Here is a 12,341-nt window from a genome sequence, read left to right on the forward strand (position 1 = left end):
AGGTGGTGGAGCGGGCGCCAGACTCCGGCCTCGTCGTCGATGTGAGCGAGGCGCTGGTCGCCGTGCTGGCCGCGGGCGGGGGCATCGGCATCGCCGCGACCTTCCTTGCCCGGCCCCATGTGGAGCGCGGCGCCCTCGTCCCGGTCCTGGCCGATTTCGCCGTCGAGCGGCACAATGTCACCGCCCTCTGGCCGGAAAGCCGCCGCGCCAACCCGGCGGTGCGGGCCTGCCTCGACTTCCTGCAGGAGGTCTTCGGGAAGGATGCGCAAGAGTGAATTTCCGCCCGCGCCGGCTGGGTCGCCGGCGCGACCACCGTCCCGGCGGATCAAGCTCCCACCAGAAACCCGCGCAGCCGGTCTTCCAGCGCCGGCCGCCCGGCCACCTTGGTCTCGCATTCCCAGACCGTGAGCACCTCCCACCCGGCGCCCTCAAGCGCGGCGAGATTGGCCGCATCGCGCGCGGCGTTGCGGCCGATCTTCGCCCGCCAGTAATCGCCATTGGTCTTCGGCTGCCGCGCGCCGCGGGCGCAGCCGTGGCCGTGCCAGAAGCAGCCGTTGACCATGACGATCTTGCGGCGACCGGTGAAGACCAGATCGGGCGTGCCGGGCAGATCCTTGCGATGCAGCCGGAAGCGGCAGCCAAGCCCATGCGCCAGCCGGCGCACGATCATCTCCGGCGCCGTATCCTTGGCCTTGACCGCCCGCATCGTGGCGCTGCGGACAGGATCCGTCGTCATCGCCTCCACCGCCGGTTCCGGTCTCCGCTCGTTTCCAATTCGTTAACACTTAGACCCCGGCCCGCCAGCCGCAAGACCCGGCGCCCGCGTCCGGGCAGCCCGGCGACATCAAGGAGGCTGCACCCCGGCAAGCACGTTGACCTGTGCGAGATCCTTCCCGCCCATCCTGTCGCGAGAGCCATCACGCCCTTCCGGATGCGGAGCGGACCCCGGGACCTCTTGCCTCAGGCTCCACCCATCCAGAGCCGATGCCTCACGCGTAGGGCGGCCGCAGCGCCGTGAGGGTGGCCTGGTAATGCTCCGCCAGCAGCCGGCACACCAGCTCGGTGTCACGCGCCAGCACCGCGTCGAGGATCGCCTGGTGCTCGGGGTTCGCGCCCTCGCGGCGGGCCTTGCTCGAATGGATGTTCATCGAGATGTTCCGGTAGCGCACCGCCTGGTCCATCATGCCGGAGCAGAAATCCAGCAGCCAGCTCGACCCGCAGCGGCTCAGCAGCAGCATGTGGAACTCCTTGTGCCGCTGGTCCCATTCCTCGGAATGGGTCCGCCCGTGGTCGGGCTGCAGCTGGCGCGAACTGCGCGCCAGCCGGTGGAAGCTGAGCACCAGCTCCTCCTCCCAGGCGTCATCCGCATGGGCGATCGAGTCGGACAGCGCCTTGGTCTCGGCCCAGATCCGGGTGCGCACCAGCGCCTCCAGGTCGTCGAGGTCGAGCGGCGCGACGAAGAAGCCGCGCTGGTTGCGGCGGGTGACCAGCCCTTCGGCCGACAGCCGGTTCAGCGCCTCGCGCACCGGCACCGCGCCGATGCCGTAACGGTCCGAGACCATCTCGATCTGCAGCTTCTCGTCGGGCATGAGCAGGCCGAGCAGGATGTCGCGCCGGATCAGGTCATGGACCTTCTCCGACAGGCTGCGCAGATCGATCGAAGGACGGTCCACCTTGTTCACCCCAAACCGCCCGCCCGCTCTTCCTTGTTCCAGAACACGATCCGCCGCTGTGCCCATACGACGGTGAAGTAGAGCAGAAGGCCCAGGAGACTCAAGTAGAGGATCAGCGCGAAGACCCGCGGCGTGTCCATCTGGCTGGCCGACTGGCGGATCAGCGCGCCGAAGCCCTTGCCGCCGCCGAGGAACTCGCCGGTGATCGCCCCGGCCATGACGCCCACCGCCGCGATCTTCAGCCCGGTGAACATGTAGGGCAGACCGATCGGCAGCTTCAGCCTGAGCAGGGTCTGCATCCGCGTCGCCCCCATCGCCTTGAACAGCATCCGCTCGCTCTCGCTCGCCGCATAGAGCCCCGCCGCGGTGGAGACGACAATCGGGAAGGTGGCGATGAAGGCGGCCAGCGCCACCTTCGACGAGATGCCGAAGCCGAGCCAGGCGATGAACAGCGGCGCGAAGGCGACCTTGGGCATGGTGTCGATCGCCACCAGATAGGGAAGCACGGCCCTTTCGCCGAACTTGGTCTCGCCGACCAGCACGCCCAGCAGGAAGCCGATGCCCAGCGCGATCAGGAAGGCCCAGAACACGGTCTGGGTCGTCGTCCACAGCGCTTCCAGCATGTAGCCGCCGGTAAAGAGGTTGCGGCCGACGAAGATCAGGTCGGCCAGCGTCTCGCCCGGGCTCGGCAGGATGATGGGCGAGACCCAGCCCATCCGGGTGACCAGATCCCAGATCCCCACCGCCACCACGAAAAGCAGGCCCATCGCCAGCCAGCGCGGCATCGAGTCGATCAGGCTCACCTCCTCGACCCAGACGGTGTCGCCCTCGCCGGCGTCGATATGCTGCGTCGCATCGGTCATTCGGCGGCCTCCCTGTCCAGCAGTCCCCGGATATGCGCAACGATCGCGCCGAATTTCGGGGTATTGATCATTTCCAGCGTGCGCGGGCGCGGCAGGTCGATCTCGACCTCCTCCATCACCCGCCCGGGCCGCGCCCGCATCACCACGATGCGGTCCGACAGGATCACCGCCTCGGCCAGCGAATGGGTGACGAGGAAGGCGGTGGCCTTCGTCTCGCGGCAGATCCGCTGCAGCTCCATGTTCATGAAGTCGCGCGTCAGCTCGTCCAGCGCCGAGAACGGCTCGTCGAGCAGCAGCACCGCCGGCTCGGCGATCAGCATCCGGCAGATCGAGGCGCGCTGCGCCATGCCGCCGGACAACTCGCCCGGGTAGACATGGGCGAAGTCGCCCAGCCCCACCAGCGTCAGCAGGTCGAGCGCCTTCTGCATCGCGGCCTTCGCCGCCGCCTTTCCCTCGCGGATCTCGATGGGCAGGACGATGTTCTCGATCGTGGTCTTCCAGGGCAGCAGCGTCGCCTGCTGGAACATGATGCCGATGTCGGAGCGCGGGCCCTGCACGGGCCTGCCCTCCAGCATCACGCGGCCCCTGGTGGGCGGCGAAAGCCCTGCCATGATCTTCAGCAATGTCGACTTCCCGCAGCCCGACGACCCGATGACCGAGACGAACTCACCCTCGCGGAGGGTGAGCGTCACGTCGTCGAGCGCAACGAGCCGGTTGCGGGCATAGGTCTTCGACAGGCCGGAGATCTCGTAGACGGGCCGCGCCGGAGTGGATGTGGCGCCGACGGCTGCGGGACAGGGCTTTGCCATGGTCATCAGGCGTTCCAGCCGGCGACGAACTCGTTGGTATAGACGCTGGACAGGTCTTCCAGCGGCTGCTCCAGCGCGCCCGAGGCGACCGCGGCGTCATGGATCATCTGCCAGTGCTCCGGCGGCTGATAGCCATAGCCCTCGGCGATGAAGGCCTCGGTCGGGGTCATCCGGTCGATGGCCAGCTTCAGCAGGCCCGAGGCGAAGGCCTTGTCCTCGCCCTCCTGCGGGTTGCCGGCGGCGCAATGCGCCAGCGCCGCGTCGTGGTTCGCCGGGTCGGAGGCGAATTTCATGCCCCGCACCAGCGCCCGGCCGAATTTCGGCGCGAGATCCGGCGTCGCCGCCATCTGGCTTTCCAGCATCGCGATGCCATTGCCGAAGAAGCCGAGGTATTTCTCCGGCGTGATCTCGCGCAGCGTCAGGCCGCGGGCGCTGAGGATCGCCGAGTCCGAGATGGCCCCGGCATAGGAGCCGACCTCGTCGCGCAGGAAGGCCACCGCCGCCGTGCCGCCGTCACCCACCGGCAGGAAGGTGTAGTCGGTCCCCTCGACCATGCCGAGATCGGTGAGGATGGCCTTGGTGAAGGACACCTCCGCCCCGTCCGCCGTGCCGACGCCGATCACCGTGCCCTTCAGCTCGGACGGCTCCTGCACCGGGCTCTCCTCCTTCACCAGAAGGCCGAAGACCGATTTCGGGAACAGGTTGTAGATGAACTTCACATCCACCCCGCGGGCCCGCGCCCCCAGCACCGGCCCCGGACCGGGCGCGCCGATCTGCGCCTGGCCGGAGGCCATGGCCTGCAGCACCGCCGAGGAGCCGTCGATCGCCTCCAGCGTCGGCTCCAGACCCTCCTCGCCGAAATAGCCTTCGCCCACGGCCACCCAATAGGGCAGCCAGGTCAGCGCCGAGGGGTTCGGCACCGCGAAGGTGATGGCCGTCTGCGCCCGGATGAGGCCCGGCCGGCCGATGACAAAGCTGGCGGCGCCCGCGGCGGCCAGCCCGCCGAACACGCGGCGCGAGATTCCCGTTCTTCCCGTCATGTCTTCTCTCCTCCCGTTGAGAAGCCCGCCGGTTTTCCTCCCCCGTCGGTGCTCCTGTCATCACGCTATATGATTCGTGGCAGATTTACAAAAAAATATATGATGTACGGAAAATATAACTTGGAATATCCGTTTCACAGTGAAAGATAGACCGAAGGACCGGCGTCCGATCCGAGGAATCGCGCCGGTCGTCATCTGGAGGAGGACGTCCATGGCCTATGCCTTTACCCCGCCCGAACAGGCGTATCTCGACATCACCGGCAGCGAGGAGAAGTTTCCCGTCCGCCGGATCTACTGCATCGGCAAGAACTACACCGCGCATGTGATCGAGATGGGCGGCGACGCCGACCGCGACCCGCCGGTGATCTTCCAGAAGCCGAATGACGCGGTGGTGCGCAACGGCGGCGAGATCGACTACCCGGTCTTCACCGGCAACTTCCATTACGAGGGCGAGATGGTCGTGGTGCTGAAGTCGGGCGGCCACAACATCCCCGTGTCGGAAGCGGCCTCGCATATCTTCGGCTATGCCTGCGGCCTCGACATGACCCGGCGCGACCACCAGGCCAACGCCATGGCGAACGGCCTGCCCTGGGAGGTGACCAAGGCCTTCGACCAGTCGGCCCCGATCGGCCCGGTGACCCGGATCGAGGACTGCGGCGAGCTGACCTCCGGCCGGATCACCCTCTCGGTCGATGGCGAGGTGCGGCAGGACGCCGACATGTCCTGGATGATCTGGAAGACCGACGAGATCATCTCGAAACTCTCGGAACAGTACCGGCTGATGCCGGGCGACGTCATCATGACCGGCACGCCGGCGGGCGTCGGCGCCGTGGTTTCGGGCAACGAGCTGGTGGTGCATGTCGACGGGCTGCAGGACCTGAAGGTGCGCGTCGGAAACCCGGCGGGCTGAGCATGTTCGCCCGCCTCGCCGCCCTCGGCTCGGCCACGCTCGGCGAGGCCTGGCCGGGGGCGCGGATCCTCGCGGATCCGCCCCGCCCGCTCGCGCCGGAGATGGCGCTGGCCGGGCGGGCCCTGCCGCTGTCCTGCCGCCCCGGCGACAACCTCGCCCTGCACCGGGCCATCGCCGCGGCGGAGCCCGGCGACGTGCTGGTGCTGGACTATGGCGGCGACTGCGGCACCGGCCCCTTCGGCGAGATCATGGCGCTGGCCTGCCAGCTGCGCGGCATCGCCGGCCTCGTGACCGACGGGGCGGTGCGCGACAGCCGGCAGATCGTCGGACTGGGCCTGCCGGTCTTCGCCCGCGGCCTCGCCATCCGCGGCACGACCAAGACGGACACGGGCCGGGTCGGCGCGGCGGTGACGCTCGGCGGGACCGAGATCCGCCCGGGCGACATCATCGTCGCCGACGCCGACGGCATCGTGGTCCTCCCCGCCGCCGAGGCCGGGGCAGCCCTCGCCGCCGCCGAGGCCCGCGCCGAAAAGGAAGCCGGCATCATCGCCCGGCTGCGGGCCGGCGAGACGACATTGCAGATCATGGGGCTGGAACAGCAGGAGCATCGGACGTGAGCGACACCATCGGGATTGCCGGCGCCGGCCGGATGGGCAGCGCCTTCGCGCGCCGTCTTGTGGAGGCCGGCCGCGAGGTCAGGATCTGGAACCGCAGCCCCGGGCGCTGCGCCGCCGCCGTCTCGGCCGGGGCCGGACAGGCCGCCGACCTCGCGGATCTCGCCCGCTGCGACATCCTCCTGCTCTCGCTGACCGACGCCGCCGCCGTGAACGAGGTGACGGAGCAGCTGCTGCAGGCCGGCGTCGCCGGCAAGCTGGTGATCGACCTCTCCACCCTGCTGCCCGCCGACAGCGAGGCGATCGCCGCGCGGGTGACCGCCGGCGGCGCCGATTTCGTCGACTGCCCGGTCGGCGGCACCGTGGCCCCGGCGCTGAAGGGCCAACTCCTCGGCATGGCCGGCGGCACCGAGGCCGCCGTGGCCCGCGCCCGGCCGGTGCTCGACCTCCTTTGCCGGCGGGTAGAGCATCTCGGCCCGGCCGGCGCCGGGTCGCGGATGAAGCTGGCGCTGAACCTGCCGCTGGCGCTCTACTGGCAGGCGCTGGGCGAGGCGCTGGCGCTGCTCGGCGGCTCTGGCATCGCCCCGGAGACCGCGATCAGCCTGATGGCCGACAGTTCCGCCGGGCCGACGGTGCTGCGGAACCGGGCGCAGGTGGTGCTCGACACGCTGGCCGGGGCGGACCAGCCCGGCACATTCGACATCGCCGGGCTCGCCAAGGATCTGCGCCTCGCCCTTGCCCTCGGGCAAGCGGAGGGGCTGGACCTGCCGGTGAGCCGCACCACCGAGCAGCGCTACGCCGCCGCCCTTTCGGAGGGGCTGGGCGGCTTCGACGGGGCCAGCCTCAGCCGCCGGGCTGCCGGATGAGCCTCGCCGATCCCCTCATGCTCTTCGCCGTCCTCGCCATCGCCGGGGCCGCCATCGGCCTCCTCGCCGGGCTCTTCGGCATCGGCGGCGGCGCCATCTCTGTCCCCGTGTTCTTCGAGGTGTTCCAGCTGCTCGGCCACGGCCCCGAACTGGCCATGCCGCTGGCGGTCGGCACCTCGCTCGCCGTGATCATCCCCACCTCGATCAACTCGGTGCGCGGCCATTACCTGCGCGGCACCGTCGACATGGACCTGCTGCGAAGCTGGGCGGCGCCGGTGCTGGCGGGCGTGCTGCTCGGCTCGCTGATCGCCCGCTATGCCGAGCCCTGGGTGTTCCAGCTGGTCTTCGTGGTGGTGGCCAGCGTGAACGCCGCCAAGCTGCTGAGCGGCGGCAAGGGCTGGCGGCTGGCCGACCAGCTGCCGGGGAAGCTGGCGCTGCGTATCTACGGCGCGGTGATCGGCCTCGTCTCGGCGCTGATGGGCATTGGCGGCGGCGCGGTGTCGAACCTGGTGATGACGCTGCACGGCGTGCCGATCCACCGGGCGATCTCCACCTCGGCCGGGGTCGGCGTGCTGATCGCCATCCCCGGCACGCTGGGCTACATGGCGGCCGGCTGGGGCCGGCCCGACCTGCCGGCCGACGCCATAGGCTTCGTCTCGCTGGCGACCTTCGCCCTGACGATCCCCACCGCGCTGCTGACCACCCGGCTCGGGGTGCGGCTGGCGCATGGCCTGTCGCGCCGGGCGCTGGAGACCGCCTTCGGCCTGTTCCTGATTGCCGTCTCGCTGCGCTTCCTCTGGGATCTCGCCAGCTAGCCGCGCCGTCGTCGCGCCTCGGCGCCCCAGAGCGCCAGCCCGACGCCGCCGAGGATGCCTGCCGAGCAGAGCGCGAGGCGCAGGGTCAGCGGCTCGGCGATGAACAGCACCCCGCCCGCCGCCGCCAGCGCCGGAACCGTCAGTTGGACATAGGCCGCCGCGCTGCGCCCGAGCCGGGGCAGCACGCCGTACCAGATGGCATAACCGAGCCCCGAGGCCAGCGCCCCCGAAGCGACGGCGTAGAGCCCGCCCGCGAGGGTCGCGCCTTCGGTCAGCATCCCCGCCAGGATCAGCAGCAGGGCGAGCGGCAGGCAGCGCAGGAAATTGCCGGCGGTATCGACCAGCGGCGCGGTCGAGCCGCGCCCGATCAGGGTGAAGGCCGCCCAGGCCAGCCCCGCCAGCACCATCAGCAGCGCGCCGAAGGGTTCGGGCGCGGTCAGCCCCGGCATCAACAGCAGCGCGAGGAACAGGATCGCCAGCGCGAAGCCCGCGGCTTCCAGCCCGCCGGGCCGGTCGCCCTGCCGGATCGCCCAGCCCAGCATGCCGATCTGCACCGAGGCGAAGAGCAGAAGCGCCCCCGTCCCCGCGCCGAGCTGCAGATAGGCGAAGGAGAAGGCGATGGCATAGACGCAGAGCGAGACCGCCCCGCCCAGACTGCCGCCGATCCGCCCCACCCGCGGCGCGGCGCCCCGAAGCGCCAGCAGGAGGCCCAGCACCAGCGCCCCCGAGGCGAGCCGCACCCCGGTGTAGGTGACCGCATCGGCCTCGCCCTGCGCCAGGGCAAGCCGGTTGAGCACGGAATTCGCCGCGAAGGCCAGCATCGCCACCGCCGTCAGCAGCGCGACCCCGGGCGCCGAAGATCCTGTCACGTCGCTCCCCCCATGCCGCCTTGGATGGCGCTAGCAGATGGGTGGCGAGCGGGCAAGCCGGGCAATCGGAGCGGCGTCGGCCGGACAGGACGCCGGGCTCGGCGCAGCCCGAGACCATGGTGACGGCCCCGGTCTTCAAAGCGGGATGCAGCGGGCAGATGCTGACGGCGGGTTCCGTGGGTCAGGAAGCGATCAAGACCAAGACGCGCCAAAGACGCGCCGTGCGCGGGGGCCATAGGCGCTCCGCCCACCGGGAAGCCCTCCCCGCTCCAGGCTGACGATCCGCCCCCGGCGCCGGGAGGCCGCGCGAGCAGCTGCCGCAGCGCGACCGACAAGGTCATGGCTGCGAGAAACAGATCGGAGCCGAGGCCTATGACCTGCAGGCCCTGCGGGGCACGACCGCGGCCGAGCTGACGACGCCGGGGTGCAGCAACGATCTGATCATGGCCATGACCGGACACAGACCAGCGCCATGGTCGCGATATGCCGGTCCTGCGCGGCAGAAGGCTCGCGCAACCGAGGCACAGGGAAGGCGAGAACCAACGAAGTCCGAATCGTGAATGGCGGAACGCGTGAAAAGCGGACTTGCGCGACCTCCAGAATCACCTTATCAGGCAACGCGTTGGCGGGTTGGCGGAGAGGTTACGCAGCGGATTGCAAATCCGTGAAGACCGGTTCGATTCCGGTACCCGCCTCCATTTCATTCTAAATCAACAACTTAGCTGCTTGGCTCTCACGTGTGACACATAGTGGAACACACGAACCATGAAGCTGTCAGCCTACCTAAGTCTATCTCGCCACGGCGTCTTCTACTTCCGTTGGCCGCTGCCCCATACGGACAGCACTTGCCGACCTACAATCAAGATTTCACTGCGCACGCGCTGTCCTGTGAGGGCTGGTACTCTGGCGCGACATCTTGCATCCTGCGGACTTATCACACGGGATAACAAAGAGTTGGCACGACTGAGGCAAGACAGGTTGCGGGAGCTAGTGCGGACCTACTTCCATAAGCAACTCGACCAGTATGTAGAATGGATCAACAATCGCGGCCTCTCCTCTGTAGCAGTGGAGGATGCCCGGAGCGAGATGTTGGATCATCAAGACCATCTCGACAGCGAACGACCGACGACCATGTATCTGCCCGTGGAGCGCTTCAAACGGAAGATGGGCGTAACAGATGAGGAGTGGATCGACAGCCTCCCGAATGCCATTACTGAACTTCGGAAAGGGCGTCGGGAACTCCTTAGGCTCGTCTTGGAGGCTGCTGAACGCGGCGACGGATATTCCTTCGGGGAGCCAGCCGCAACGCCTCCAGCGCCTTCGGCAGCGCCTGAACCCACTTCATCGCGCCTCTCAGAAGCCATCGCTGATTTCATGGCGGAGCATTCCAGACAGTGGCCCGAGAAAACATCTGGTCAGTACCAGTCGTACTTGGCTATTCTCGTAGAACACTTCGGGCCAGATTGCCGCCTCGCCGCCATGACGAAGCATGACGCAGCCGAGGTCAAGAAGATACTGCAACTCCTCCCAGCCAGTCGGAACACCAAGCCAGCATTGAAAGGCTTACCGCTGGCAGAAGCAATCAAGGTTACCGGGCATAAGACGATCTCGCCCAAGACCATCAACAGCCACATAGCTTTGTACAGGCGCTTCTTTATCTGGGCAGAGCGCCACGGCCATACGACGCACATCATCTTCGATGGTATGAAAGTTCCGAGAGCTAAGAGCGCACCTACAGACCGCAAGCCTTTTTCGGCGGAGCAAAGCCGCCAGATTTATGCGGAGTTGACCACCAACGGCGCGGGCTTGGTTAGACGGGACAGCCACAAGTGGGGTGCATTGCTAGGAATGTTTACAGGCGCTCGACTGAACGAGATATGCCAACTGGACATTGCAGACGTTCAGCAGGAGCAAGGCATCTGGTTTTTGAACATCACAGACGAGGGCGACAACAACAAAAGCGTCAAGGCAAACGCCAGTCGACGCAAGGTTCCACTGCACCCGGATCTAGTACGACTTGGGTTTCTTGCCTTCGTCGAACAGCGCAAGAACGGAACGCGACTATTCCCGGACTTCAGTTTCAGTAAGAATGGGGGGTATGGGCGAAACTTGGGCAGGTGGTTCAATGAGAGTTTTCTACCGCGCTTGAACATGAAGCAGCAGGCTCTCGTATTTCACAGCTACCGACACACGATGGTAACGCGGCTCGGACAAGCGGACGTACCACAGCCCATTGTTCAGTGCATAGTCGGCCATGCCCGCGAAGGTGTTACGCAGGAAGTGTATATGCGCGACGGCTATCGGATGGCACAGTTGCGTGACGCGATCGAGAAGTTCACGGTCTAAAGGTCAAGCCTCGCCCCGAGCCGATAACGGGAGGCAACTGCTCCGGCAGCTTAGAGCATGACTTGCTATCAAGCTGCCGATTAACTCACCATTCAACTTCCTGACACTTTGCCGCGTCAAGTTCGGAACACCCGCCCGCGCAGTTGCGGCCCGAAGCCGTACCGCCAGCCCCGCACCACTCCGGCGCATATCCTCGGCAGCGCCATACAAGCCGGAAGGCGGGGCAGCGAAGGCAGAGTGAACTGCCCGCCCGAACCCACTGCGCGGATCACAGAGCGTATCGAGTTCATCCGCATCAAGCTGCATGAGGCTATTCGGGCTGAGCCGGAGCCAGATCATTAGGGTAGCGGCTGTATGCTGGACCGTGCCGACCGGGAACATCAGGCAGAAGGCTTGCAGATCGTCGGCAGACCAGCAGGCGCGGGGCTGGGCGACCGTCCCAAGGGTTTTGCGGGCAAGCCCTCGGCTCAAGCCCAAAGGCCCTGTACGGCCCGCGTTTCGCGCGACCAGCCGGAGCACCTGTAGCCGCCGGGCCTGCACAAAGCCGTTCACCACGCCCGCGCCGCAGATGAAGTCTACATGTGTGCTGGTGAGTTCATCCAGGTGCAGCCAGCCTGCGCCGCTGCTGATATCATCGGCCAGCCTCCGGTTAGATGCCGCCATGCTGAACTGTCGTCCGATCTGTTGCATAGCTTCTTTCCATTGCAGCACGGCATGGCTGAGCGTTCCGGGTGTCCGCTGAAAGCTCAGATAGCTTGTACCATTCCGGCCAGCCATTTGCTTGACGTACGGGAGCTTAGTATTGCTGTTGCTGATAACTGACATAGTATCCCTGAGCCTGCACTTAATGTACAGCAGCCCGGCGCAGTCTAACTAAACAACACTTCTCAGGTGCTGATAGCTGACTGCGCCGCGTAATCGGTAGCCATCCCGAAGGAGGCATCCGGGTGAAGTGTCAGCGACCACCGGCGTTTTATTGGTATGGCATGGAGATTATAACAGCACAAGCTATTTTATCATCAAAGGATGAGAAACTGAAGTCTGGCTAATCGAGAATGGCCCGGATGGTGTATATCTTGTGGCTCTACTCAATGGCAACTCAGCGCTCTATCAGCCATACTCGACATGTTTAAACCGCCTCGCCTCCACTTGTATAATGAGCGTCACTGCAACTGTTCAACCGATGTAGATATTGCTGCGGCCTACTGAGTATGAACCACTATATAGCTTGCCGTGTTACAGTTAGTGATACCAAGTTATCCCGGAATGACGTTGTATAGGTTAGCGAGTAGTATACCATCCTGCTTCGCAGAAGATGGGAAGGTCGAACAGATACAGTAATCCAAGCATACGGTCTAATAGATACCATGCTTCGTCACTTCGTTCCTCAGAACATGGATGCCTGCAACAGATACTGTGCTTCACAGAAGTAAACATCCGGGCTTACTGCCGTATATATACCCTGTCTCACTCCTGTATCTGATGCTGTACTAGCCTGTATCAGAGCCTGATAGGGTAGCTGTCTCATAAGCTGTC

The 12,341-nt window shown here is 66.2% G+C and carries 13 protein-coding genes and 1 tRNA gene; 7 read left to right on the forward strand and 7 right to left on the reverse strand.

Annotated elements, in window-relative coordinates:
- Window positions 1–275: LysR substrate-binding domain-containing protein (locus tag C5F48_RS18350; protein ID WP_258186528.1), on the forward strand; the 275-nt coding region annotated here is incomplete at its 5' end.
- A 50-nt stretch (window positions 276–325) separates the two neighbouring features.
- Here the strand turns inward: C5F48_RS18350 and C5F48_RS18355 are convergent.
- The 5 genes from C5F48_RS18355 to C5F48_RS18375 form a co-directional block, all read right to left on the reverse strand.
- Window positions 326–736: a very short patch repair endonuclease gene (locus tag C5F48_RS18355; protein ID WP_107665296.1), complete on the reverse strand. Its 411-nt coding sequence runs from the start codon at window positions 734–736 to the stop codon at window positions 326–328.
- A gap of 253 nt (window positions 737–989) precedes the next feature.
- On the reverse strand, window positions 990–1,673 hold the full coding sequence (locus C5F48_RS18360; protein ID WP_245941281.1) for a GntR family transcriptional regulator: 684 nt from the start codon (window positions 1,671–1,673) through the stop codon (window positions 990–992).
- Window positions 1,674–1,678: 5 nt separating this feature from the next.
- Window positions 1,679–2,536 (reverse strand): ABC transporter permease, encoded by an 858-nt coding sequence (locus tag C5F48_RS18365; protein WP_107665287.1) that lies wholly within the window; start codon window positions 2,534–2,536, stop codon window positions 1,679–1,681.
- Window positions 2,533–3,351, reverse strand: coding sequence for an ABC transporter ATP-binding protein (locus C5F48_RS18370; RefSeq protein WP_107665288.1), 819 nt, complete (start codon window positions 3,349–3,351; stop codon window positions 2,533–2,535). Before C5F48_RS18370 ends, C5F48_RS18365 begins: the two co-directional genes overlap by 4 nt.
- Window positions 3,351–4,385, reverse strand: a complete 1,035-nt coding sequence (locus C5F48_RS18375) for an ABC transporter substrate-binding protein (RefSeq protein ID WP_107665289.1) — start codon at window positions 4,383–4,385, stop codon at window positions 3,351–3,353. The genes C5F48_RS18370 and C5F48_RS18375 overlap by 1 nt, the downstream gene beginning before the upstream one ends.
- 211 nt (window positions 4,386–4,596) lie before the next feature.
- On the opposite strand from C5F48_RS18375, the gene C5F48_RS18380 reads away from it, so the two are divergent.
- The 4 genes from C5F48_RS18380 to C5F48_RS18395 are packed head-to-tail and all read left to right on the forward strand — an operon-like array spanning window position 4,597 to window position 7,590.
- A complete protein-coding gene (locus C5F48_RS18380; RefSeq protein WP_107665290.1) occupies window positions 4,597–5,295 on the forward strand; it encodes a fumarylacetoacetate hydrolase family protein in 699 nt (232 codons plus the stop codon).
- 2 nt (window positions 5,296–5,297) lie between these two features.
- Window positions 5,298–5,912 (forward strand): RraA family protein, encoded by a 615-nt coding sequence (locus C5F48_RS18385; protein WP_245941279.1) that lies wholly within the window; start codon window positions 5,298–5,300, stop codon window positions 5,910–5,912.
- A complete protein-coding gene (locus C5F48_RS18390) occupies window positions 5,909–6,775 on the forward strand; it encodes an NAD(P)-dependent oxidoreductase (protein ID WP_107665292.1) in 867 nt (288 codons plus the stop codon). Before C5F48_RS18385 ends, C5F48_RS18390 begins: the two co-directional genes overlap by 4 nt.
- Window positions 6,772–7,590 (forward strand): sulfite exporter TauE/SafE family protein, encoded by an 819-nt coding sequence (locus C5F48_RS18395; protein ID WP_107665293.1) that lies wholly within the window; start codon window positions 6,772–6,774, stop codon window positions 7,588–7,590. Before C5F48_RS18390 ends, C5F48_RS18395 begins: the two co-directional genes overlap by 4 nt.
- Here C5F48_RS18395 and C5F48_RS18400 read toward each other — a convergent pair.
- The gene (locus C5F48_RS18400) at window positions 7,587–8,459 is read right to left on the reverse strand and encodes an EamA family transporter (protein ID WP_245941278.1); all 873 of its coding nucleotides are present in this window, start codon (window positions 8,457–8,459) and stop codon (window positions 7,587–7,589) included. The genes C5F48_RS18395 and C5F48_RS18400 overlap by 4 nt on opposite strands.
- Before the next feature lie 624 nt (window positions 8,460–9,083).
- Here C5F48_RS18400 and C5F48_RS18405 point away from each other — a divergent pair.
- Both C5F48_RS18405 and C5F48_RS18410 read left to right on the forward strand, forming a co-directional pair.
- Window positions 9,084–9,157, forward strand: a tRNA-Cys gene (locus tag C5F48_RS18405).
- Window positions 9,158–9,449: 292 nt separating this feature from the next.
- Entirely contained in the window at window positions 9,450–10,805 is a 1,356-nt protein-coding gene (locus tag C5F48_RS18410; RefSeq protein ID WP_245941269.1) for a site-specific integrase, read from the forward strand.
- 3 nt (window positions 10,806–10,808) lie between these two features.
- Here the strand turns inward: C5F48_RS18410 and C5F48_RS18415 are convergent, their stop codons facing one another.
- Entirely contained in the window at window positions 10,809–11,630 is an 822-nt protein-coding gene (locus C5F48_RS18415; protein ID WP_146170641.1) for a hypothetical protein, read from the reverse strand.
- Between the last annotated feature and the right edge of the window lie 711 nt (window positions 11,631–12,341).

The sequence above is a fragment of the Cereibacter changlensis JA139 genome, from assembly GCF_003034985.1.
GTDB classification, from domain to species: domain Bacteria; phylum Pseudomonadota; class Alphaproteobacteria; order Rhodobacterales; family Rhodobacteraceae; genus Cereibacter; species Cereibacter changlensis.